The organism is Streptomyces sp. NPDC002104, from assembly GCF_053593795.1.
In genome coordinates, this window is record NZ_JBSFDF010000061.1 from 1 (window position 1) to 22,483 (window position 22,483).

Below are 22,483 nucleotides of genomic sequence, written 5' to 3' on the forward strand. Positions count from 1 at the left end.
CTGGGGCGGAGCCCCAGGGGGTCCGGGCGCAGCCCGGTGCCCCCCTTTCAGCCCCGCCGGCGTTTGAGGCGCGGGTCCGGGCAGCGCCCGGGGAACGGTGGAAGGGCGGGTAGGGGAACTCCGCCCCGCAGGGCCGCCGAACCGCGCCGGACGGGCCGGGTCCGGGGCTCCGGCCTGGCGGGGCCGGCCGTGCGGGGCTCTGGCAGGCCTGGCGGGCCGGGGAAGTCCGGGGCTCCGGCCGGGCCGGGCCCGGTCAGCGGCAGCCGGTCAGCGGCCCAGGGGCCAGGCGACCGTGGCGGGGGTGTGGTCGGAGGCCCCGGCGTAGGTGGCGCACGCGTCCGTGAGGGTTTCCAGCAGGGTCAGCGGATCGACGAGCGGGTGCTCCATGCCGCGGAGCCAGCTCACCGAGAGGTCCCCCGGCAGCGCGGCCGGCGGCACCAGGACGTAGCTGCCCCGGCAGTGCCAGCGCAGCCCGGGGTGCTCGTCCATCGTCTCGGGGTGGCAGTCCAGTTCGCAGGGCCACCACTCGTCCTCGTCCTCGGGCGTGCCCCGGGTCGCGGTGAAGAAGAGCATCCGGGCCTGGTCACCCGTACCGCCGGACTCGGCGACCGGGCCGACCTCGATGCCGGCGGCCAGCAGGCGTTCCAGTGCGCTGTGGCCGGCTTCCAGGGGGACGTCCAGGACGTCGTGGACCAGGCCCGTCGCGGTGATGAAGTTGGCCGCGGGCTGGTTGCGGGCCCAGCGTTCGACCTGTGCGCGGTCCGTCGTGGACTGCGTCTGCCAGGCGAAGGAGACGGGGTGGCGTGCGGGCGTCGGACAGCCGATCCGGTCGCACGAACACCGGTAGCCGGCCGGATGCGCGGCGGGCGAGATCGGCAGACCCGCGGCGGCCACGGCCAGCAGCAGGGCTTCGCGTTCTCGTGCGGGGTCCTCGGCGTCGGGTTTGGGCTTGCGGCGCAGCCACTGGGAAATCCTGCTCTGCTCGCCGCGTTTGACGCGGCCCGACTCAGACCCCATCTATCCCCTCACCTACACCGTTGCCCCGGCAGACCCTCACATGTTCCCACCATCCTGGGCGCCGGGTGACCGCACCCCCCGACCAGGGCTCCCACATAACCACAGAATCCGGCCATATGTTCTCGGCCGTCAGCCGGTCATGACCTATCCCACCCGGCCCCGGCCCCGGCCAGCACCGCGTCCACCAGCGCATCCGTGTAAGCGTGCGTGAGCGGCGCCGTGCGCAGCAGCCAGCGGTAGGTCAGAGGTCCGAGCAGCATTTCCACGGTCAGCCGCAGATCGGTGTCCGGCGGGAGCTGTCCGGCCTCGCGGGCCGACCGCAACCGCTCCTCGTACAGCGCGAGCTGCGGTTCGAGCAGCTGCTCGGTGAAACGCGCCCCCAGCTCGGGGTCGGTGGCACCGGCCGCCGTCAGGGCGCGGGCGGGGGCCGCGTACCGCTCGTCGGCGAACTCGTCGACCGTGGCCCGCAGTACGTACTTCAGGTCGGCGGCCAGGTCCCCGGTGTCGGGGAAGCCGGTCCACCCGCCCTCGGACTCCGCGTCCCCGGCGAGCGCGACCGAGGCGTCCAGCAGGACCGCGGCCTTCGACGGCCACCAGCGGTAGATGGTCTGCTTGCCGACGCCGGCGCGGGCGGCGATGGCCTCGATGGTCAGCTTGTTGTAGCCGACCTCCCCCACCAGGGCGAGCGCCGCGTCCAGGATGGCCCGCCGCGAGCGGTCGCTGCGGCGCGTGGCGTCCGGGGACCGGGGGGCGGAGCCGGGACCGGTACCGGGGTCGGGGAGGGGGCTGGAGCTCATTTCGGCAATTTATCAACCACGACCCGCTCGTCTTTCGGCCGTTCCGAAAACCACCCGGTCAGTTCACTGCGCGGTTCCCGCCGAGGAGGGACGATTCTCTTCTCATCACCGTGAGGAGCCTTCATTGCGCAGAGACGCCACACCCCGGCGCTACCTGATGTGCCCACCCGCGCACTTCAAGGTCACGTACTCCATCAACCCGTGGATGGACCCCACGAAACCGGTGGACCTGCCCCTGGCCATGGCCCAGTGGGAGGACCTCCGCGACCGCTACGTGGCCCTGGGCCACACCGTCGAGACCCTCGTCCCCGACCGGGGACTGCCCGACATGGTCTTCGCGGCGAACGGCGCCCTCGTCGTCGACGGCCGGGTGCTGGGCGCGCGGTTCGCCTACCCCGAGCGGGCCGCCGAGGCGGAGATCCATCTCGACTGGTTCCGTGCGAACGGTTTCCAGGACGTCCACGAGCCGTCCCACGTCAACGAGGGCGAGGGCGACTTCGCCGTCACCGCCACCTACATCCTGGCCGGCCGGGGCTTCCGCTCCAGCCCGCTCTCGCACGACGAGGCCCAGGAGTTCTTCGGCCGCCCGGTCATCGGTCTCGACCTGGTCGACCCGCGCTACTACCACCTGGACACGGCGCTGTCCGTGCTCGACGGCGACGAGGTCATGTACTACCCGGAGGCCTTCTCCGAGGGCAGCCGGGCCGTCCTGCGCCGGCTCTTCCCCGACGCGCTGATCGCCGGGGCCGAGGACGCGGCCGCCCTCGGGCTCAACGCGGTCTCCGACGGGCGGCACGTGCTGCTCCCGCAGGAGGCGACCGGGCTCTTCGCCCCCCTGCGGCAGCGGGGGTTCGAACCGGTCCCCATGGACCTGGGGGAGCTGCTCAAGGGCGGCGGCAGCGTGAAGTGCTGCACGCAGGAGCTGAGGCCCTAGCCGGCCCGGCTCCGGCGGGTTGCGTCCCCGCAGGGGGTCCGGGTCAGCCACGGGCCCGGGTCCCCTGCGGGCTCAGGCCCCTACGGGCTCAGGCCCCCTGCGGGGGCGGCCACTCCTGGCCCCAGTCGGCGTCCCGGGCGGCCTTGTACAGGTCCCCGTGGCGCTTGGTCACGTTGACCTTGGTCTGCCCCTCGGCCTCGGGTCCGCACAGCTCCAGCAGGACGAGCCCCTTGCGGATCTGCGGCCTGCGGGTGATCCGGGCGGCGGCCGGCTCCACCGGGAAGCGGGTGGCGGCCACGTAGCTGAACTTCTCGTCCTCGTAGGAGAGGGAGCCGCCCTTGACCTGGCGGTGCAGGGAGGAGCGGCTGACCCGCGTCGAGAAGTGGCACCAGTCCTTGCCGACCTCGATCGGGCAGGTCCCGTCGTGCGGGCACGGAGCGGCGACCTGCAGCCCGGCCCCGATCAGCTGGTCGCGGGCCTCGCGGATGCGCAGGTACCCCTCCGGCGTGCCCGGCTCGACCACCACCACGGCCCGGCCGGCGCGCGCCGCCTCGGCGACGACCTCGCCGCGGGCCTCGGGGGTCAGTTCGCCCAGTACGTAGGAGACCGTCACCAGGTCCGCCTCGGGGAGGTTCATCCCCGCCCCGATGACGCTCTGGCGCCACTGGGCGGCCCGCAGCGCGGGGGAGGAGGAGGCCGCGGCCAGCTCCTTGCCGAGGACCAGGGCCGGGTCCGCCCAGTCCAGTACCACCGTCTCGCGGGTCCCGGCCCAGGTGGCGTCCGCCGCCCAGGCCGCCGCGCCGGTGCCGCCGCCCACGTCCACGTGCGAGGCCGGGGACCAGCCCGGGGCCGCCTCGGCGAGCCCGTCCAGGGCGGACCGTACGGCCTCGAAGGTGGCGGGCATCCGGTACGCCGCGTACGCGGCCACGTCGGAGCGGTTGCGCAGGACGGGGGTGTTGGTCGGGATGGTCCCGCGGTAGTTGGCGATCAGCCGCTCCACGGCGGCCGTGGCCTGCTTCTGCGGGAGGCCTTCGAGCAGCCCGGCGAGGGCGCTGCGCAGGGTTTCGGCGGTGGTGGTGGCGGTGTCGTTCACCCGCCAAGTTTACGGGCCGGGGCAGCCGCCCCGGCCCGTTCCCCCGGAGGGTCAGGCCGTCCGCGTGGTCTGCGCGGTCTGCGTGGTTGCCGCGCCGCCGGTCCGCCAGGGGCGGCACAGGGCGACGAAGCAGAGGACCGACAGGAGGGCGCAGCTCGCCTGGACCAGGGCCATCGGTACCGCCGTGTCCTCGCCCGCGATGCCGACCAGGGGGGAGGCCACGGCTCCGACCAGGAAGGAGGACGTGCCGAGGAGGGCGGAGGCCGAGCCGGCCGCGTGCGGGGCGCGCATCAGGGCCTGCGCGTTGGTGTTCGGCAGGACGAGGCCCATCGCGGACATCAGGACGAACAGCCCGGCGCAGATCGCGAAGAGCCCGACCTCGCCGAAGACCCCGGAGGTCATGAGGAGCAGGGCGACCGAGGCCGCCGTGATGACCGCGAGCCCGTACCCGAGGACCTTGTCCAGGCTGACCCGGCCGACCAGCAGCTTGCCGTTGATCTGGCCCACCGCGATCAGCCCGAGGGAGTTCACGCCGAACAGCAGGCTGAAGGTCTGGGGCGAAGCACCGTAGATCTCCTGCACGACGAACGGCGAGGCGGAGATGTACGCGAACAGCGCGGCGAAGGCGAACCCGCCGGCCAGCGTGTAGCCGGCGAAGACGCGGTCGGCGAACAGCCCGCGCATGGTGCGCAGCGCGGCGCCGACGCCGCCGGTCTGGCGCCGTTCGGGCGGCAGGGTCTCGTCGAGCCGGCGCCAGACCAGGAGGGTGAGCAGGGTTCCCACGACGGTGAGGACGGCGAACACCCCGCGCCAGTCGGCGAAGCGCAGCACCTGGCCGCCGATGAGCGGGGCGATGATCGGCGCCACGCCGGATATGAGCATCAGGGTGGAGAAGAACCGGGCCATCTCGACCCCGTCGTACAGATCGCGTACGACGGCCCGCGCGATCACGATCGCGGCCGCGCCGGCCAGGCCCTGGAGCAGCCGGAAGGCGATCAGCAGCTCGACGGTCGGGGCGAAGGCGCAGATGGCGGTGGCGAGGACGTAGACGGCCATGCCGATGAGCAGGGGGCGGCGGCGGCCCCATTTGTCGCTCATCGGGCCGATGACCAGCTGCCCCAGGGCCATGCCGGCGAGGCAGGCGGTGAGGGTGAGCTGGATGGTCGCCGCCGGGCTGTTCAGGGCCGTGGTCACCGTCGGCAGGGCCGGCAGGTACATGTCCATGGACAGCGGGGGGAGGGCGGTGAGTCCGCCGAGGATGAAGGTGACGAGCAGTCCCGTCCGGCGGGCGGCCGTCAGGGGAGGGGTGGTGGTGAGAGGGGAGGGATTCGTGGTGGACGAGTCCTTCGAGGGCGCTGTCGCGTGGCCCCGCTCCGGCATACGGAACTCCAGTCTTCTTATCGTGTCTTCACACCCCCTGATCGCACCATGTTCTCAGCAATCGGAACGTCCCGGGGCCGATGCGCGGTGTGACGTAGCCTGCGGCTCCATGAACGCACGTGTGAAGCAGATCGCCGTAGTGACCGGAGCCGGATCCGGGATCGGCCGCTCCGTGGCCCTCACCCTCGCCGCCGCCGGATGGTCGGTGGCCCTCGCGGGCCGCCGGACCGAGCCCCTGGAGGAGACCGCCGGGGCCGCCCGCGCCGCCCACCCGGACGCCGACGTGCTCTGCGTCCCCGCCGACGTGAGCGACCCGGACGACGTGGCCGCGCTGTTCGAGACCGTCCGGGAGCGCCACGGGCGGGTCGACCTGCTCTTCAACAACGCGGGCACCTTCGGCCCGGCCGGCGTCGCGCTGGAGGACATCTCCTACGAGGCCTGGCGCTCGGTGGTCGACGTCAACCTCACCGGCTCCTTCCTCTGCGCGCAGGCGGCCTTCCGGGTGATGAAGGCCCAGGACCCCCAGGGCGGCCGCATCATCAACAACGGCTCGATCTCCGCCCACGTGCCCCGGCCGAACTCGATCGCGTACACCGCGACCAAGCACGCCATGACCGGCCTGACGAAGTCCCTGTCGCTGGACGGGCGTCCGTACGGGATCGCGTGCGGGCAGATCGACATCGGCAACGCGGCCACCGAGATGACCGAGCGGATGCAGACCGGGATCATGCAGGCCAACGGACAGCTCGCGGTGGAGCCCGTCATGGACGCGGCCGACGTGGCGCGCACGGTGCTGCACATGGCGGAGCTCCCGCTCGGGGCGAACGTGCAGTTCGCGACGGTGATGGCGACCGCGATGCCCTACATCGGGCGCGGCTGACCCGTTTCGCACCCGCCCGTCCGGGGCCCGATCCCGTCACCGTTCCCGTCCCGACCTGGGAAGACGCCCGGGATTCGGGAATGCGGGCCCCGGGGGCGCAGTTGAGGCGATCATGACCGACGTACTGCGCTACACCGCCTTCTCCGACGACCCGGCCGGCGGCAACCCCGCCGGAGTCGTCCTCGACGCCGCGGGCCTCGACGAGGCCGCCATGCTGAAGATCGCCGCCGAACTCGGCTACAGCGAGACGGCCTTCCTCACCGCACCGCCCGAGGGCCTCGGCGGGGAGCCCGGCCGGGCCTTCTCCGTGCGCTACTTCAGCCCGAAGGTGGAGGTCCCCTTCTGCGGGCACGCCACCGTGGCCACCGCCGTGGCGCTGGGCGAGCGGATCGGCCCCGGCGAGCTGGTCTTCGCGACGCAGGCGGGCACCGTGCCGGTGTCGGTGACCCGGGAGGAGGGGACCGGCGGCCTGCGCGCCACCCTGACCAGCGTCGAACCGCACACCGAGGACCTGGACCCGGCCGACCTCGCCGAGGCCCTGGCCGCGCTGGACTGGCCGGCCGCCGACCTGGACCCGGCGTTCCCGCCGCGGATCGCCTACGCCGGAGCCCGCCACCTGGTGCTCGGCGCCGCCACCCGGGCCCGGCTCGCCGACCTGGACTACGACTTCGCCCGGCTGGAAACGCTGATGCGCCGCCTGGACCTGGTCACCGTGCAGCTCGTGCACCGGGCGGGCCCGGCGGAGTTCCACGTGCGCAACCCCTTCCCGGTCGGCGGCGTCGTCGAGGACCCCGCGACCGGCGCGGCCGCGGCCGCCTTCGGGGCGTACGCCCGCGAGAGCGGCCTCGTCCCGGACGAAGCCGTCCTCACCCTCCACCAGGGCGCCGACATGGGCCGCCCCGGCGTGCTCACCGTCGAGCTGCGCTCCGGTGACACCCGGGTCCGGGTGGGCGGCGCGGGGGCACTGATCCCGTAATGCGGATCGAGGAGCCCGCCGGGGAGCCCGCCGAGGGGACCATCGAGGCGTACGACGTCCTGCCCGCCGGGCTCGCCGGGCAGGTGGCGGCCCTGGAGGCGCAGGCGTGGCCCGGGTCGTCGCCCGGGCACGACCCGGCGCTCTCCCCGCGCGCGGTGCTGCTGCTGGACGCCGGCGGGCGGGTCGCCGCCTGCCTGGCGCTCCTCCACAAGGCGGTCCGGCTCGCGGACGGGCGGACGTACCGCGCGGCCGGGCTGAGCGGTGTGGTCACCCGGGCCGACGTACGGGGGCGCGGGTACGGGAGCCGGCTGGTCGCGGCGGCCCGCGCCCGGCTCGCCGCCGATCCGGCGGTGGACCTGGCGCTGTTCAGCTGCGACCCGGAGCTGGTCCCGTTCTACGAGGCGGCCGGCTTCGAGGTGCTGCCCGGCACGGTCCTGGTCGGCGGCACCCCCGCGGAGCCCCTCGCCACGGACGCCCCGGGCCTCGGCAAGACGGTGCTCGGCGCGTTCCCGGTCCGCGCCGGGGACGACGAAGGCCGCGCGGACTCGGTCCGCGCGGCCTTCACCGGCATCCGCGTCCCCCTCTACCCGGGGACGGTCGACAGGCTCTGGTGACTCAGGTGCCGCGCGGCTCCGAGCGCTCCGGCTCGGCCGCCGGCTCCGCCTTGCGCCGCTTGACGAGCGACGGCGCCAGGAACAGGCCGAGCACCGGGACCAGGTACAGGCACCAGACGGTGAGCTGGAGCACGGTCGGGTCCGGCTGGAAGTTGAAGGTGCCCTTGAGCAGGGTCCCGTACCAGCTGTCCGGCGGGATCGCCGCGCTGATGTCGAAGGCCTTGTCGGCCAGCCCCGGCAGGAAGTCCGCCTCCTGGAGGTCGTGGATCCCGTACGCGAGCACGCCCGCGGCGACCACGACCAGCATGGCGCCGGTCCACGTGAAGAACTTCGACAGGTTGATCTTCAGCGCGCCCCGGTAGAACAGCCAGCCCAGCAGGATCGACGACCCGATGCCGAGCAGGACGCCGATGAGCGGGCCCGCGCCGTTCCCGGCGGCGTGCACCGAGCGCCACACGAACAGCGAGGTCTCCAGGCCCTCCCGGCCGACGGCCAGGAACGCCGTGGTCACCAGGGCGCCGGTGCCCATCGCGAGCGCCGCGTCGAGCTTGCCCTGGAGCTCGGACTTCATGTTCCGCGCGGTGCGCTTCATCCAGAAGACCATCCAGGTGACCAGGCCCACGGAGACGATCGACAGGGTGCCGCCGATCGCCTCCTGCGCCTTGAAGGTCAGCTCCTGCGTACCGAATTCGAGGCCCGCGCCGAAGGCCAGGGACAGGGTGGCGGCCAGGCCGACGCCCAGCCACAGCGGCGCCAGCCTGTCCTTGTTCCCGGTCTTGACCAGGTAGGCGATGAGGATGCAGACGACGAGGCTGGCTTCCAGCCCCTCGCGCAGTCCGATCAGATAGTTGCTGAACACTGTGGTTCTCCCGGTCCCTTACGCGAACAGCGTCCGGCCCCACCAGTCGTCCTTGTCGCGGACGCCCGGCGGGACGGCGAAGACGGCCGAACCCACGTGCTGGATGTATTCGTTGAGCGAGTCGTTCTTCGACAGGTTCCGCTGGAGCGGGACGAAGCCCTTGCGGACGTCACGCTGGTAGGCCAGGAAGAACAGGCCCGCGTCGAGCCGGCCCAGCCCGTCCGTGCCGTCGGTGAAGGAGTAGCCGCGGCGCAGGATCGTCGCGCCGCTGTTGCTGTCCGGGTGGGCGAGACGCACGTGCGCGTCCGGCTTCATCGCCTTCAGGAACGGCTCGTCGCGCTCCTTGGACTTGCCGACGGGGGCGCCCTCGCCCTTGTCGCGGCCGAAGACGTCCTCCTGCTCCTGCAGGGAGGTCCGGTCCCAGGTCTCGATGTGCATCCGGATGCGCCGGGCCACCAGGTACGAGCCCCCGGTCAGCCAGTCGCTGCCGTCCTCGGCGGCGACCCACACGTGCTTCTTCAGCGCCGCGGTGTCGGTGCCCGAGACGTTGCGGGTGCCGTCCTTGAAGCCCATCATGTTGCGCGGGGTCTGCTGGTCCGGGGTGGTGGACGAGGTCTTGCCGAAGCCGAGCTGCGACCAGCGCACCGCCGTCTTGCCGAAGCCGATCCGGGCGAGCTGGCGGATGGCGTGCACGGCGACCTGCGGGTCGTCGGCGCAGGCCTGCACGCACAGGTCGCCGCCCGAGCGGGCCGGGTCGAGGTTGTCGCCGGGGAAGAGCTCCAGGTCGATCAGGGCGTCCGGGCGCTTGCCCTCCAGGCCGAAGCGGCCCTTGGCGAACAGGCCCGGCCCGAAACCGATCGTCAGGGTGAGACGGGAGGCCTTCAGGCCCAGCGCCTCGCCCGTGTCGTCCGGCGGGGCCTCCGGGAGGCCGCCGTAGCCGCCCTCGCCGACCGGCTGGCCGGCCGTCATCAGCCGGGCCGCCGCGGTCCAGTCCTTGAGGAGCTGGACCAGCTCGGCGCGGTCCTTCGTCTTCACGTCGAAGGCCGCGAAGTGCAGGCGGTCCTGGACGGCACTGGCGATACCGGCCTGGTGCTCACCGTGGAACGGCACGGCCGCGCCGGCCGAGGCCGCCGAGACCATGTCGGTGCCCGAGTTCAGGGCGACCGCCGTACCGCCGGCCGCCGCCGCGCCGAGCGCGAGGCCCGCGCCGCCCCAGCCGAGGACGGTCCGGCGCGAGGGCGCGCCGTCGCCGGGGGCCGCCTGCTCCGGTGCGGCTTCGTGCACGCCGTTGGCGTCGTCCCGCGCGGGCTGCTGCCCGGACACCGACTCGCTCATGTGAGGATCTCCCGCCTGCTCTGCTGTTCCGGAGTTACTTCGCGGCCGCGGCGGCGAGCTTCGAGAGCGGCTCGGCCAGCGCGTTGACGCCGTCGGAGAGCTCCTTGCGCTCGGCGTCGCCGACCTTGTCGTACGAGGTGAACTCGTACGCGGCCTTGTTCGGGCGGTACTTCTCCAGCAGGTTGTTCAGCGCGGCGAACTGCTTGTCCAGCTCGGTGGTGAGCGCGGGGTCCGTCTTGGAGGTGATCGGCTTGAGCAGCTCGAAGGCCTTCTCCGCGCCCTCGACGTTGGCCTTGAAGTCGACCAGGTCGGTGTGGCTGTAGCGCTCTTCCTCGCCCGTCACCTTGCCGGTGGCGACCTCGTCGAGGAGCTCCTTGGCGCCGTTCGCCATGGAGGTCGGGGTGATCTCCGCCTGGCCGACCTTCTTCTGCCACACGGCCAGGTCGGCCATCAGGGTCTCGGCGAGCTTCTTGTCGTTGTCGTCGATCTTGTTGCCCTCGAAGAGGGACTTCTCCAGCTTGTGCCAGCCGGTCCAGTCCTTCTCCGGGTCCTGGCCGGCCTCCAGGCCGTCCTCGCGGACGTCGACCTTCGGGTCGATGTCACCGAAGGACTCGGCGACCGGCTCGGTGCGCTCCCAGCCGATGCGCGAGGGGGCGTACGCCTTCTTCGCGGCCTCGACGTCGCCGGCCTTGACGGCGTCCGCGAAGGCCTGCGCCTTCGGGATGGTCTCGTCGGCCTGCTCCTGCACGTACTTGCGGTAGGCGGCGACCGCGGCGTCGGCCTCGGGGCTGCGCTTCACGGCGGTGCCCGTGCCGGTGGCCTTGACCTGCTGGCGGATGCCGTCGCCCTTCATGCCGGGCTTGCAGGCGATCTCGTAGTCGCCCGCCTTGAGCTCGGCGGTGATGGTGGCCTTGGTGCCGGGGCCGATGTTCTCGCGCTCGGCGACGATGCGGTCGTCGGGGAAGAGGACGTAGAGCTCGGTGACCTTGGAGCCCTTGTTCTCGACCTGGAAGGCGACCTTGCCCGCCGGGAACTCCTTCGCGGAGATCTCGCAGGCGGAGTCGGAGGCCGCGATCTTGATGGTGCCGTCGCCGGACGCGTCGCTCTTCTCGGAGCAGCCGGTGACCGCGGTGAGGGCGGCCGCGACGGCTGCCGCGGTGACGACGGAGAGGCGGACGGGGCGCATAGGGGGCTCCTGGCGGTCTGGCGTTCGGCAGACGGCCGCCCCGATCGGTGGGCACGGCCGGTGAGGCGGACCTAACTTAACCGAGGCTTACCTGACCAATACCCGCACGTCCAGTGATTCAGCCCACACATTCCGGGGACGGACACGGAGCCGTCACGGGTGCCCCACGCCGACCCCATCTCCGGGTCAAGCGGAGGTCAAGCCGCGGTGACCGTTCCGTACGGCGGAATGCGCCGCTCCGGACCCGGCCGGCTCGGCGTCCCGTACGGGAACCACCAGCGGCGCCCCGGTGCGCGGGTGCGGGAGCACCTCCACCGGCTGGCGGTAGACCCGGCTCAGCAGCCCGTCCTCGAACACCTCCGCCGGCGGGCCGTCCGCCGCGATCCGGCCGCCGTGCAGGACGGCGACCCGGTCCGCGTACGCCGCCGCCAGGCCCAGGTCGTGCAGGACCACCACGACCCCGTCCCCGGCCGCCGCCCGCTCCCGGCAGATCCGCAGCACCAGCTCCTGGTGGCGCAGGTCCAGCGCCGCCGTCGGCTCGTCGAGCATCAGCAGCGGCGCCGCCTGGGCCAGCACGCGGGCCAGCGCGACCCGGGCCCGCTCGCCGCCGGAGAGCCCGGAGAACGGGCGGGCCGCGAAGCCCGTCACCTCGGTGGCGGCCATGGCCGCGGCCACCGCCTCCTCGTCCGAGCCGGCCGCCCCGGTGCCCGCCCAGGGGGCGCGGCCCATCCGTACGACGTCCTCCACGGGAAAGGGGAAGGCCAGTTCGGCCGACTGGGGGAGCACCGCCCGGCGCAGGGCCAGCTCGGGGGCCGGCCAGTCGCCCATCGGGCGGCCGTCGATCCGCACCTCCCCGGAGGCGGCCGGCAGGTCCCCGGACAGGGCCGCCAGCAGGGTGGACTTGCCCGCGCCGTTCGGCCCGACCAGGGCCAGCACCTCCCCGGCGCGCACGGTCAGCCCGATCCCGCCGAGCACCTCGCGCCCGCCGAGCCGTACGCGCAGCTCCGTGACCTCGGCCAGCGGCGCGCCGGGCGCCGGGCGGGCGGGAACGGTGCGCCTGCTTCCGCGCAGGCCGAGTGCGGCGAGGCCGGAACGCAGCCGGACGCTCATGCCCAGCCTCCTTGCTTGCGACGGGTGCGGCGCAGCAGCCAGAAGAAGAACGGACTGCCGAGCAGGGCGGTCAGGACACCGAGCGGCAGCTCGGCGGGCTGGGCGAGGGTCCGCGCGGCCAGGTCCCCGGCGACCAGCACCACGGCTCCGGCGAGCGCGCTGCCGGGCACCAGGAAGCGGTGCCCCGGCCCGTTGGCCATGCGCAGCAGGTGCGGTACGAGCAGCCCGACGAACGTGATGATCCCGGCCACGGCGACGGCCGCCGCCGTGAGCAGCGCGACGACCAGGATCAGCGTGAGGCGCAGCCGCTCCACGTCGACGCCGAGGTGACGGGCGGGCCGCTCGCCGAGGGACAGCAGATCCAGCTTGCGCGCGGAGAAGGGGGCGATCAGCAGACCGGCCAGCGCGCAGGGCAGTACGGCCAGCACCTTGGGCCAGGTGGCCTGGGCGAGGGAGCCGAGCTGCCAGAAGGTGATCTGGTTGACCTGGCCGCTGTCGGCGAAGAAGACGAACAGGCCGATCAGGGCGCCCGCGAAGGCGTTCACGGCGATCCCGGTCAGGATGAGGGTGACGACCTCCGTCCGGCCGCCGTTGCGGGACAGCAGGTACACGGCGCCCACGGTGACCAGTCCCGCGAGGAACGCGCAGGCGGTGATGGTCCAGTTGCCGAAGAAGCTCAGGCCCAGCCCGATCGCGGCGACCGCGCCGACGGCCGCGCCCGCCGAGATCCCGATCACCCCGGGCTCGGCGAGGGGATTGCCGAACACCCCCTGCATCAGCGCCCCGGCGCAGCCGAGACTGGCCCCGACGAGCAGGGCGAGCACCACGCGCGGCAGCCGTACGTTCCACAGCACGCTCTCCCCGACCCGGTCGAGGGCGGCGCCCCCGAGGCCGAGGCGGTGCTGCACCGACCCGACGACGTCCCCGAGCGGGATCTCGTACGCCCCCACTCCGGCGGACACCAGCGCGAGCAGGACCAGTACGGCGGCCAGCGCGCCCGTGAGCCAGGCGGAACCCCACCGCCGCCGGGGCGGTGCGCCGGCGGCGGTGGGAGTGGCCCGGGACGCCGCCCGCCCGGGAGCGGGAAGGGGGTCCGCTCGGGGCGGCGTCTCGGGGGCTTCGTCGTACGAGAGGGACACGTCAGGAGGCCTTGCCGTAGAGCTGGGTGATGAGCGAGGTCAGCACCTGGTCGGTGCGCGGGCCGTAGTTGAGCAGGACCCCGTCGTCGACGGTGACCACGCGCCGGTCCATGCCCGCCGGGGTCTGGGCCACCCCCGGGATCTTGACCAGCCCGTCCACGCCGCCCACGGACTCGAGTCCCTTGGACATGACGAGGATCGCGTCGGGCGCGGCGGCCGCCAGGGCCTCGCTCGTGATCGGGGTGAAGTCCTTGCCGAGCCCCGACTGCGGGCCCGTGTCCACCGCGCCGGCCGCCTCCAGCAGGGAGCCGGCGCCGGAGTCGGAGCCGCCCATCAGGTACACGGAGGCGGTGCCGCGCAGGTAGAGGAAGGCCACGCGCGGCTTCTTGCCCGAGGCGGGCAGCGCCTTGCGGGCGGCGGCGATGCGGTCGGCGGTGCGCTGGTTGAGCCGCGCACCGGCCTCCTCGACGCCCAGCGCGGAGGCGACCGTCTCCGTCCGTTTCGCCACGTCGTCCAGGGACTTGGCCGGGGCCACCACGAGGAGGGGGACGCCCGCGTCGCGGATCTGCTGGATCGCCTCGGCGGGGCCGGAGGTGGTCTCGGCCAGCACCAGGGTCGGACGCAGCGACAGCACGCTCTCGGCGGAGACGTCGTGGCCCCGCGTCACCACCGGGAGGTCCGCGGCCTGTTCGAAGGTGGCGGTGATGTCCTTGGCGACGACCTTGGGGCCGAGCCCGAGGGTGAACACGATCTCGTTGAGGCCGCCCGTCAGCGGGATCACCCGCTCCGCCGAGGCGACCGTGACCTGCGCGCCGTCCGCCGAGGCCACGGTCGCCGGAAGCGCGGGCGCGGGCGCCTGGGCGAGCGGCTCCACCCGGTCCGGGAGGGCGGGGGCCCCGGCTCCGGCGGCGGGGGTGGCCGTACTCCCGCAGGCGCTCACGCCGAGCGCCAGGACCACGGAGGTCAGGGCGACGGCGAGGCGGGACACGCGGGTTGACGCGGCGGGCGTAGGCACGAAGGCACCGTCCTGATCGTCCGACTGGGAGTGGGGGCCGGACCGGGGTCCGGAGGTTCGGGCGGTTCCGGGGTCCGAAGGTCCAGAGGTCCGGAGGTTCCGGGGGCCGGGGGGTTTCACACCCGGCCGAACGTAGCTTAGGTTAGCCTAACCTCGCTCGCTAGACCCTGGAGGGGACATTCATGTCCGCTGGACCCGCCCGTGCTTCCGCCGTCGCCCTGCTGGCGACTCTGGCGGCCCTGCTGGGAGCCCTGCTTCCGGCGACCGCCGCCCAGGCGGCGGGCCGCACCGTGGAGGGTGGCCGACTCGACTGGGGCATCAAATCCTCCTTCCAGAGTTACGTCACCGGGCCGGTGGCGAAAGGGGGGTTCAAGCTGAAGAACGGAGCCGCCACCGCGGGCGGCAGCCTGTTCCGCTTCCACTCCGCGACCGGCTCCTACGACCCGGACAGCGGCTCCCTGCACGCCGCCTTCAGCGGCGGCGTCACCTTCCAGGGCCACCAGAAGCCGGACGGCACGTACGAGCTGGACATGAGCGTCAGCCGGCCCACCGTCAAGATCGGCGGGGGCAGCGGCACCCTCTACGTGGACGTCTCCAGCAAGGCCAAGGAGGGCGGGGCCGTCACCACCGCCTCCCAGGTCCCCTTCGCCGAACTGAACCTGGGCGGGGTGAACATGAAGGGCGGCGGCAGCCCGATCGCGCTCGCCAACGTCCCGGCCACCCTCACCGAACAGGGCGCCAAGGCCTTCGCCGGCTACTACGCGGCGGGCGCGCGGCTCGACCCGGTCTCGCTCTCCGTGGACGTCAAGCCCGCGGCGGCCGGGCAGTCCGCCCCGCCGGCCCCGACCGGCCCGGCCACTCCGGCGGATCGGACCCCGCGGGCCGGCGGGGCGTTCACCGACGCCGCCGTCGACTGGGGGGTGCGGCGCACCTTCCGCGAGTACGTCTCCGGCTCCATCGGACAGGGCAAGTGGGAGCTGGCCGACGGCGCCCAGGACGGCGGCGCGCTGTTCCGCTTCCCGCAGGGCAAGGGCGCGTACGACGGCGCGAAGGGCACCCTCGACGCGGCCTTCACCGGCTCCGTGCGCTTCACCGGGGCGCACCTCGACCTGAAGCTCGCGAAGCTGACGGCCACGGTGGAGAACGGCAAGGGCGTGCTCTCCGCCGACGTCACCACCGGCACGGACACCCAACCCGCCGTCCCGCTCGTGGAGTTCGACGCCAAGGGCCTCACGGCCGAGGGCGGCCTGGCCACCCTCACGGAAGCCCCGGCCACCCTCACGGAGGGCGGAGCCCAGGCCTTCAACTCCATGTACAAGCCGGGCACGGAGATGGACCCCGTCTCCCTCGCGGTCGCCCTCGACGGGGCCGCGAAGCTCCCGCCCCTCCCGAACCTCGGCTCCACGGCCACCCCGTCCGCCCCGCCCGCCCCGGCCCCGACGGCCGCGGCGGAGCCGGACGACTCCCCGAACACCGTCCTCTACGCCGCCGCCGCGGTGGCCGTCCTCGCCCTCGCCGCCGCAGCGACCTCCCTGGCCCTGCGCAACCGCCGCCGCGGCGAGGCCGCCACGAACGCGGCCCCGGGCACGGAGGCCCCGGGCACGGAGGCCCCGGCCCCGGGCGCCGTGGCATCGGGTACTGAGGCCCCGGCTCCGGGCGCCGTGGCACCGGGCACGGAGGCCCCGGCCCCGGGCGCCGTGGCACCGGGCACCGGAACTCCGGCTCCGGGTACCGAGGCCCATGCTCCGGCTCCGTCCGAGGGCACCAAGACCCCGGCTCCGGCCGCGGACGCCGACACCCCGGCCCCCGACCCCTCCGAGGACGGCGGGCCCGCCCCGCGCGGCTGACCCGGGGGGCCCTACCCGGGGGCCCGACCCCCGGGGCCGGCGGCCCGGGGCCGCCCGAAGGCCCCGTACCGCCCCGCTGCGCGGGCCGGCTCACCCGAGCCACCCGCACCTGCGGGTTCCCGTACCGCCCCGCTGCGCGGGCCGGCTCACTCGAACCGCCCGCACCTGCGGGTTCCCGTACCGCCCCGCTGCGCGGGCCGGCTCACCCGAGCCACCCGCACCTGCGGGTTCCCGCACCGCCCCGCTGCGCGGGCCGGCCTACCCGAACCGCCCGCACCCGCGGGCCCCGTACCGCCCCGCTGCGCGGGCCCGGCGCAGCCGGACCCGCCGGCCTGCAACCGCCGTACCGCACCCACCCGTAAGCCCCGCAGGGCCCCGCAGGGCCTCGTACCGCCAGGGCTCGGCTTCGCCGTGCCTTCGCACGCCGCAAGCCCCGTACTCCTCCCCCTCCTCCGCCTCCTTCCCCCGTTTCAGGAGACCCGCCATGTCATCGATCCGCCGCCCCCTCGCCCTCGCCGCCGCCGTGGCCACCTCCGCCGCGATCGCCGCCACCGCGTTCGTCCTGCCCGCGGCAGCGACGGGCACCGCGCCGGCCGCCTCCGCCGCGCAGGGCGCCCCCGCGACGATCCCGGTCGTCGGCGGCACCCTCGACTGGGGCGTGCTGGAGAGCTACCGCACCTACGTCACGACGATCGCCCAGGGCAGGATCACCGTCGCGGACGGCGCGAAGAAGACCGCCAAGGGCTTCACCTTCGGCTCGGCCACCGGCGCGTACGACCCGGCCACCCACCTCGTCACCGCCGCCTTCAAGGGCAGCGTCACCTTCACCTCGGCCGCCCACCACTTCGAGGTGAAGCTCGCGAACCCGCGCATCGACACCGGCAAGAAGCTGCTGATCATCGACGTCACCCGGGACGGCAAGCTCACGAAGAACGTCCCCTTCGCGAAGGTCGCCTTCGCGGGGCAGTCGATGGCCGGCCTCGGCACCACGCTGACGGCCGACGCCGCCAAGCTCCTCGGCTCGGACAGCTACAAGGACAAGGCGGGCGACCCGCTGACGGCCGTACTGAAGTTCCCGCCGAAGCCCTCCCCGAGCCCGACCCCGTCCGCCTCGGCCACCCGCTCACCGTCCCCCTCCCCGTCCCCGTCGAAGACGGCGTCGTCGCCCTCCCCGTCGAAGCCCGCCCCGTCGAAGCCCGCCTCCCCCAAGCCCACCGCCGGGACCAGCTCCCCGGCGACCCAGGGCCCGCAGAAGATCCTCGGCGGCAAGCTGGCCTGGGGCATCAAGGAGTCCTTCCGCACCTACGTCCAGAACGCGGGCGGCACCGTCACCCCGGCGAACGGCGCGGTCGCGAACGGCGGCAGCTTCGCCTTCGGTGGCGGCAAGGGCACCCTCGACACCAAGGCACGGAAGCTGAACGCCACCTTCGCGGGCAACCTGCGCTTCCAGTACGCGGCCCACGGCATCGACATGACCTTCGGCAACGTCCGCATCACCGCCGAGGGCGACAAGGGCAGCCTGGTCCTCGACGTGAAGACCCCCGCCGGGACCAAGGCGAACATCCCCTTCGCCACGCTCGACCTCGCGAAGGCCGACTACACGGCCAAGAACGGCGTGCTCACCCTCAACGCCGTGCGCACCGCGCTCACGGCGGAGGGCTCCGCCGCCTTCGCCAACGAGACCACCGGCTCCATGTACCCGGTGGGCACCCGGGCGGACGACGTCAACCTCACCGTCTCCGTGGACAAGGACGCCGTCCTGCCCCCGGCCGGCACCGGCGGCACCGGAACCACCAGCGGCAACGGAACCACCAGCGGCACCGGAACCGCCGGCGGCACCGGAGGCGCCGGCACGGTCGGTGGCGGCGGCCTCGCCGCCACCGGCTCCGAGATCCCGGCCGGCGCGCTGCTCGGCTCCTCCGGGGCCATCATCGCGGCGGGCGCGGGCGCGGTGTTCGCCGCCCGCAGGCGCCGCACGGCGCAGATCTGACGCAGGGCCCGGAACCGACCCGTGCTTCAATGCCCGCGTGAACGATCTCGACGTCCTGAGGGTCTTCTGCGCGGGTGACGGCAGCCACGGCAACACGCTCGGCGTCGTACGCGACGGCCGGTCCTGCCCCGACGATGCGTCACGGCAGGCGCTGGCCGCCGAACTCGGCTACAGCGAGACGGTGTTCGTCGACGATCCCGAGCGCGGGATCGTCGACATCCGCACCCCGGGCACCCGGATGTCCTTCGCCGGGCACCCGTTGGTCGGCGTCGCGTGGCTGCTCGACATCGAGGAGCTCCAGCCCCCGGCGGGCGCCGTATGGGCGCGCGACGACGGGGAGTTCACCTGGATCACCGCCCGGCCCGAATGGGTCGAGGGCAAGCGCACCGAGCAGTACGCGGACGCCGCCGCGGTCGAGGCGCTGCCCGCCCCGCCGCCGGGCGAGGGCTGGCTGTACGCCTGGGCCTGGGAGGACGAGGCGGCGGGCCGCATCCGGGCCCGCGGCTTCCCGCGCCGCCCCGACGGGGTGATCACCGAGGACGAGGCCACCGGCTCGGCGGCGATCCTGCTGACGGCGCAACTGAACCGCGCGCTGAACATCACCCAGGGCAGGGGCTCCCAGATCCTGACGGCCCCCGGCCCGGACGACACGGTGGAGATCGGCGGCCGGGTCCGCTTCGCCAACCCCGGCCTCGCGGCCCTCTGAGGCACGGGGTCCGGGCTCCGGGGTCCGGGGCGGAGCCCCGGGGGGAGGACGCCCGGAGGGGGGTGAGCCCGTCGGGCCCACCCCCCTTCCCCGTCCAGCCCGCCGCAGGCGCTACGCGCTGAGCGGGAACTGCTCGCCCAGCTCGCGGAAGACCGCCCCGTTGAAGTCGAAGGCGCGCTTGCACTCGTCGATGATGCGCTGCTTCTCCAGGTCGTCCGCGGCGATCGCGTCCAGCAGTTCGCGGTAAGTCCGCTTGAAGGCGGCCGGGTTGGAGATGTCCGCGAAGACGTAGAAGCGGACGCCGTCACCCTTGCGCTCGAAGCCCCAGGTCCGCTCCGCCTTGTCGCGGATGATCTGGCCGCCGGAGAGGTCGCCCAGGTAGCGGGTGTAGTGGTGGGCCACGTACCCGCCCGGCCAGGACGCCGCGCACTCGGCCACGCGGGCCGCGTAGGCCTCGGTGGCGGGCAGTGCGACCAGGCTCTCGCGCCATGCGGGACCCCGCAGGTGGGCCAGGTCGCGCTCGATCTCGGCGAGGCGCATCAGCTCGGGCCGTATGAACGGCCCGGCCACGGCGTCGTCCCGGAGGGCTTCCGCGGCGTCTTCCAGGGCCTTGTACACGAACCACAGCTGCTCGGTGTAGCGGGCGTAGGCGTCCACACCGAGTCGGCCGCCCAGCAGGTCGCTCATGAAGGTCGAGGTCTCCGCCTCGGTGTGCTGCTCGTGCGAGGCGACACGGATGACGGTCGAGAAGGCGTCCAAGACGGACCTCCGAGGAATCGGAAGAAAAGGGAGAAGCGGGTGTGGCGGCCGTGCCGCCCCACCCGATCCTCCTTCTTAGGCTTACCTAAGTCAATATGTTCCCGACGCCTTGTCGGTAAAAACCTCCGCGCGGTGTTTTCCTCCCGATCAGGGCAGCGTGAGGATCTCCGCCCCGGTGTCGGTGACCACCAGCGTGTGCTCGAACTGCGCGGTGCGCTTGCGGTCCTTCGTGACCACCGTCCAGCCGTCCTCCCACATGTCGTACTCGTGGGTGCCCAGCGTCAGCATCGGCTCGATGGTGAAGGTCATCCCGGGCTCGATGACGGTGGTGGCGTGCGGGCTGTCGTAGTGCGGGATGATCAGACCGGAGTGGAACGAGGAGTTGATCCCGTGCCCGGTGAAGTCCCGGACGACGCCGTAGCCGAAGCGCTTCGCGTACGACTCGATGACCCGGCCGATGATGTTGATCTGCCGGCCCGGCTTCACGGCCTTGATGGCCCGGTTCAGGGACTCGCGGGTGCGCTCCACGAGGAGCCGCGACTCCTCGTCCACGTCACCGCACAGGTACGTGGCGTTGTTGTCGCCGTGCACCCCGCCGATGTACGCGGTCACGTCGAGATTGACGATGTCGCCGTCCCGCAGGACGGTCGAGTCGGGGATCCCGTGACAGATCACCTCGTTGACCGAGGAACACAGGGACTTCGGGAAGCCGCGGTAGCCCAGCGTCGAGGGGTAGGCGCCGTGGTCGCACATGTACGCGTGGGCGACCCGGTCCAGCTCGTCGGTGGTCACCCCCGGCGCGATCAGCTTGGCGGCCTCTTCCATCGCCTGGGCGGCGATCCGGCCGGCGATGCGCATGGCCTCGATGGTCTCGGGCGTCTGCACCTCCGGTCCGGTGTACGGAGTGGGCGCGGGCTTGCCCACGTACTCGGGCCGGCGGATGTTTCCGGGAACGGAACGGACGGGAGTGAGCTCGCCTGGTACGAGCAGCGACTGGCCAGACATACGAGCGAGTGTATCGAGCGGGTATGGGGCAGCATGGCGACAGAGAGAGGAGCCTGACGATGGCCCTGTTCAAGAAGCGCCAGGTGGGCAAACCCGGCGAGTGGTACTACTGCCTGGTCCACAAGAAGGTCGAGGAAGGCCCCGAGTGCCCGGCGAAGGACCGCTTCGGGCCCTACGCGACACCCGAAGAGGCGAACCACGCCATGGAGACCGCGCAGGAGCGCAATCTCGAATGGCAGAACGACCCCAAATGGAACGACAAGACGCGCGAAACGGAAGAGGGCACCGGGACCGGCACCGGGACCCCCTAGCTACCAGCGGCTGGGCGGCGGCGCGGCCAGCTGGTCGGCCAGCCGTGCCAGCCGGTCACGGAACCGCCGCGGCCCGCGCTGCACCGGCAGGCTGTTCTCCCCGGCCGCCGCGCTGACCAGGTGCTGCACCGTGTCCAGGTCCAGCTCGGCGGCACCGTCCGGTACGGACAGCGCCTCGTGCGCCAGCGTCCCGAGATCCGGGTCCCCGCCGTCCAGGGACAGTACGGTCGCCCCCGCGCGCCGGGCGTCGTGCACCCGCTCCAGCAACCCGTCCCCGGGCTGCTCCGGCGCCACGATCAGCAGGGTGTGACCGCGCCGGGCCGCCTCCAGCCGGGTCAGGCCGACCGACAGGTGCGGGGCGTCACCGGGCAGCACCTGGTGGCGTACGAGCGTGGGCGCCAGCTCCGGCAGCCCCGACCAGGCGGCCTCGTCGACCAGGTGCGCCGCCAGGTGCCAGGGCTCGTACTGCTCGGTCCCGACCAGCAGCAGGTTCCCGCCGGCCGGAACCACCGACCGCCGCAGCGTCCCGGCGAACCGGCGCGCGGCCCCGGGCCACTCCGTACCGGCGAGCACCTCGCGCAGCAGCGCGACTCTCACGGCGTCCATATCGGCATCCTGCCGCATGGAAGGGACAAACGGGAGCCGTTCCCCCCATCTCCCACCCCGGCCGCCACCCACTCCGGCACCTCGCACCCACCGGGGCATCTCACAGCGTCCGTGCGTTCGCCTCCGACGATCTCGCGGTTACCCTCGCCCCCATGACCTCCACAGACAGCACACAGCAGCCCGCGCAGGCCCCGGCCAAGGCCCCCGCCAAGGACCCGTGGGACCTCCCCGACGTCTCCGGCCTCGTCGTCGGCGTCCTCGGCGGCACCGGCGACCAGGGCCGGGGCCTCGCCTACCGGCTCGCCCGCGCCGGCCAGAAGGTGATCATCGGCTCCCGCGCCGCCGACCGCGCCCAGGCCGCCGCCGACGAGCTCGGCCTCGGGGTGGAAGGCGCGGACAACGCCGAGTGCGCGCGCCGCAGCGACATCGTGATCGTCGCGGTGCCGTGGGAGGGCCACGCCAAGACCTTGGAAGCGCTGCGCGAGGACCTCGCCGGCAAGCTCGTGGTCGACTGCGTCAACCCGCTCGGCTTCGACAAGCAGGGCGCGTACGCCCTCCAGGTCGAAGAGGGCAGCGCGGCCCAGCAGGCCGCCGCCCTCCTCCCGGACTCCCGCGTCACGGCCGCCTTCCACCACCTCTCGGCGGTGCTCCTCCAGGACGAGTCCATCGAGGAGATCGACACCGACGTGATGGTCCTCGGCGAGGTCCGCGCCGACACGGACATCGTCCAGGCCCTGGCCGCCCGCATCCCGGGCATGCGCGGCGTCTTCGCCGGCCGCCTGCGCAACGCCCACCAGGTCGAATCCCTGGTGGCCAACCTCATCTCCACCAACCGCCGCTACAAGGCCCACGCAGGCCTGCGCATCACGGACGTCTGACCTTCCCGGGCCACCGCCGGCCCGTCCCGCCGTGGGACGGGCCGGC

22 protein-coding genes are annotated in these 22,483 nt (G+C 73.4%); 9 read left to right on the forward strand and 13 right to left on the reverse strand.

The window, feature by feature from the left end:
- Nucleotides 1-267: 267 nt before the first annotated feature.
- Both ACWCP2_RS33345 and ACWCP2_RS33350 read right to left on the reverse strand, forming a co-directional pair.
- The gene (locus ACWCP2_RS33345; RefSeq protein ID WP_450912303.1) at nucleotides 268-1,017 is read right to left on the reverse strand and encodes a bifunctional DNA primase/polymerase; all 750 of its coding nucleotides are present in this window, start codon (nucleotides 1,015-1,017) and stop codon (nucleotides 268-270) included.
- A gap of 137 nt (nucleotides 1,018-1,154) precedes the next feature.
- Nucleotides 1,155-1,814, reverse strand: a complete 660-nt coding sequence (locus ACWCP2_RS33350) for a TetR/AcrR family transcriptional regulator (protein WP_450912304.1) — start codon at nucleotides 1,812-1,814, stop codon at nucleotides 1,155-1,157.
- On the opposite strand from ACWCP2_RS33350, the gene ddaH reads away from it, so the two are divergent.
- Nucleotides 1,717-2,748, forward strand: a complete 1,032-nt coding sequence (gene ddaH, locus ACWCP2_RS33355; RefSeq protein WP_450912305.1) for a dimethylargininase — start codon at nucleotides 1,717-1,719, stop codon at nucleotides 2,746-2,748. The two genes, ACWCP2_RS33350 and ddaH, sit on opposite strands and share 98 nt — an antisense overlap.
- An 88-nt stretch (nucleotides 2,749-2,836) precedes the next feature.
- On the opposite strand, the gene ACWCP2_RS33360 is transcribed toward ddaH, so the two are convergent.
- Together ACWCP2_RS33360 and ACWCP2_RS33365 are read right to left on the reverse strand one after the other, a co-directional pair.
- Nucleotides 2,837-3,841 (reverse strand): small ribosomal subunit Rsm22 family protein, encoded by a 1,005-nt coding sequence (locus ACWCP2_RS33360; protein WP_450912306.1) that lies wholly within the window; start codon nucleotides 3,839-3,841, stop codon nucleotides 2,837-2,839.
- 51 nt (nucleotides 3,842-3,892) lie between these two features.
- Nucleotides 3,893-5,221, reverse strand: a complete 1,329-nt coding sequence (locus tag ACWCP2_RS33365) for a Bcr/CflA family multidrug efflux MFS transporter (protein WP_450912307.1) — start codon at nucleotides 5,219-5,221, stop codon at nucleotides 3,893-3,895.
- A gap of 109 nt (nucleotides 5,222-5,330) precedes the next feature.
- Between ACWCP2_RS33365 and ACWCP2_RS33370 the strand changes: the two genes are divergently transcribed.
- From ACWCP2_RS33370 to ACWCP2_RS33380, 3 genes are all read left to right on the forward strand, one after another.
- Nucleotides 5,331-6,101 (forward strand): SDR family oxidoreductase, encoded by a 771-nt coding sequence (locus ACWCP2_RS33370; protein WP_450912308.1) that lies wholly within the window; start codon nucleotides 5,331-5,333, stop codon nucleotides 6,099-6,101.
- 112 nt (nucleotides 6,102-6,213) lie between these two features.
- The gene (locus tag ACWCP2_RS33375) at nucleotides 6,214-7,077 is read left to right on the forward strand and encodes a PhzF family phenazine biosynthesis protein (RefSeq protein ID WP_450912309.1); all 864 of its coding nucleotides are present in this window, start codon (nucleotides 6,214-6,216) and stop codon (nucleotides 7,075-7,077) included.
- Nucleotides 7,077-7,691, forward strand: a complete 615-nt coding sequence (locus tag ACWCP2_RS33380; RefSeq protein WP_450912310.1) for a GNAT family N-acetyltransferase — start codon at nucleotides 7,077-7,079, stop codon at nucleotides 7,689-7,691. The genes ACWCP2_RS33375 and ACWCP2_RS33380 overlap by 1 nt, the downstream gene beginning before the upstream one ends.
- A gap of 1 nt (nucleotide 7,692) precedes the next feature.
- Here the strand turns inward: ACWCP2_RS33380 and efeU are convergent, their stop codons facing one another.
- From efeU to ACWCP2_RS33410, 6 genes are all read right to left on the reverse strand, one after another.
- The gene (efeU, locus tag ACWCP2_RS33385; protein WP_450912311.1) at nucleotides 7,693-8,550 is read right to left on the reverse strand and encodes an iron uptake transporter permease EfeU; all 858 of its coding nucleotides are present in this window, start codon (nucleotides 8,548-8,550) and stop codon (nucleotides 7,693-7,695) included.
- Nucleotides 8,551-8,568: 18 nt separating this feature from the next.
- Nucleotides 8,569-9,885: an iron uptake transporter deferrochelatase/peroxidase subunit gene (efeB, locus tag ACWCP2_RS33390; RefSeq protein WP_450912312.1), complete on the reverse strand. Its 1,317-nt coding sequence runs from the start codon at nucleotides 9,883-9,885 to the stop codon at nucleotides 8,569-8,571.
- Nucleotides 9,886-9,919: 34 nt separating this feature from the next.
- A complete protein-coding gene (gene efeO / locus ACWCP2_RS33395; RefSeq protein ID WP_450912313.1) occupies nucleotides 9,920-11,071 on the reverse strand; it encodes an iron uptake system protein EfeO in 1,152 nt (383 codons plus the stop codon).
- A 186-nt stretch (nucleotides 11,072-11,257) separates the two neighbouring features.
- The gene (locus ACWCP2_RS33400) at nucleotides 11,258-12,181 is read right to left on the reverse strand and encodes a heme ABC transporter ATP-binding protein (protein ID WP_450912314.1); all 924 of its coding nucleotides are present in this window, start codon (nucleotides 12,179-12,181) and stop codon (nucleotides 11,258-11,260) included.
- Nucleotides 12,178-13,320 carry a FecCD family ABC transporter permease gene (locus ACWCP2_RS33405; RefSeq protein ID WP_450912315.1) on the reverse strand — a complete coding sequence of 381 codons (1,143 nt, stop codon included), beginning with the start codon at nucleotides 13,318-13,320 and terminating at the stop codon, nucleotides 12,178-12,180. Before ACWCP2_RS33405 ends, ACWCP2_RS33400 begins: the two co-directional genes overlap by 4 nt.
- A 1-nt stretch (nucleotide 13,321) precedes the next feature.
- Nucleotides 13,322-14,335, reverse strand: a complete 1,014-nt coding sequence (locus tag ACWCP2_RS33410) for a heme/hemin ABC transporter substrate-binding protein (protein WP_450912316.1) — start codon at nucleotides 14,333-14,335, stop codon at nucleotides 13,322-13,324.
- 182 nt (nucleotides 14,336-14,517) lie between these two features.
- On the opposite strand from ACWCP2_RS33410, the gene ACWCP2_RS33415 reads away from it, so the two are divergent.
- From ACWCP2_RS33415 to ACWCP2_RS33425, 3 genes are all read left to right on the forward strand, one after another.
- Nucleotides 14,518-16,182: an HtaA domain-containing protein gene (locus ACWCP2_RS33415; protein WP_450912317.1), complete on the forward strand. Its 1,665-nt coding sequence runs from the start codon at nucleotides 14,518-14,520 to the stop codon at nucleotides 16,180-16,182.
- Nucleotides 16,183-16,666: 484 nt separating this feature from the next.
- Nucleotides 16,667-18,172 carry an HtaA domain-containing protein gene (locus ACWCP2_RS33420; RefSeq protein ID WP_450912318.1) on the forward strand — a complete coding sequence of 502 codons (1,506 nt, stop codon included), beginning with the start codon at nucleotides 16,667-16,669 and terminating at the stop codon, nucleotides 18,170-18,172.
- 37 nt (nucleotides 18,173-18,209) lie between these two features.
- Nucleotides 18,210-18,878, forward strand: a complete 669-nt coding sequence (locus ACWCP2_RS33425; protein WP_450912319.1) for a PhzF family phenazine biosynthesis protein — start codon at nucleotides 18,210-18,212, stop codon at nucleotides 18,876-18,878.
- Nucleotides 18,879-18,989: 111 nt separating this feature from the next.
- On the opposite strand, the gene ACWCP2_RS33430 is transcribed toward ACWCP2_RS33425, so the two are convergent.
- Both ACWCP2_RS33430 and map read right to left on the reverse strand, forming a co-directional pair.
- Nucleotides 18,990-19,637 (reverse strand): biliverdin-producing heme oxygenase, encoded by a 648-nt coding sequence (locus tag ACWCP2_RS33430; protein ID WP_450912320.1) that lies wholly within the window; start codon nucleotides 19,635-19,637, stop codon nucleotides 18,990-18,992.
- Nucleotides 19,638-19,784: 147 nt separating this feature from the next.
- Nucleotides 19,785-20,642 (reverse strand): type I methionyl aminopeptidase, encoded by an 858-nt coding sequence (gene map / locus ACWCP2_RS33435; protein WP_450912321.1) that lies wholly within the window; start codon nucleotides 20,640-20,642, stop codon nucleotides 19,785-19,787.
- Nucleotides 20,643-20,701: 59 nt separating this feature from the next.
- Here map and ACWCP2_RS33440 point away from each other — a divergent pair, with 59 nt between their 5' ends.
- The gene (locus tag ACWCP2_RS33440) at nucleotides 20,702-20,953 is read left to right on the forward strand and encodes a hypothetical protein (RefSeq protein WP_450912322.1); all 252 of its coding nucleotides are present in this window, start codon (nucleotides 20,702-20,704) and stop codon (nucleotides 20,951-20,953) included.
- Here the strand turns inward: ACWCP2_RS33440 and ACWCP2_RS33445 are convergent, their stop codons facing one another.
- Nucleotides 20,954-21,559 (reverse strand): hypothetical protein, encoded by a 606-nt coding sequence (locus tag ACWCP2_RS33445; protein ID WP_450912323.1) that lies wholly within the window; start codon nucleotides 21,557-21,559, stop codon nucleotides 20,954-20,956.
- Nucleotides 21,560-21,711: 152 nt separating this feature from the next.
- On the opposite strand from ACWCP2_RS33445, the gene npdG reads away from it, so the two are divergent.
- Entirely contained in the window at nucleotides 21,712-22,437 is a 726-nt protein-coding gene (gene npdG, locus ACWCP2_RS33450) for an NADPH-dependent F420 reductase (protein WP_450912324.1), read from the forward strand.
- Nucleotides 22,438-22,483: the final 46 nt, after the last annotated feature.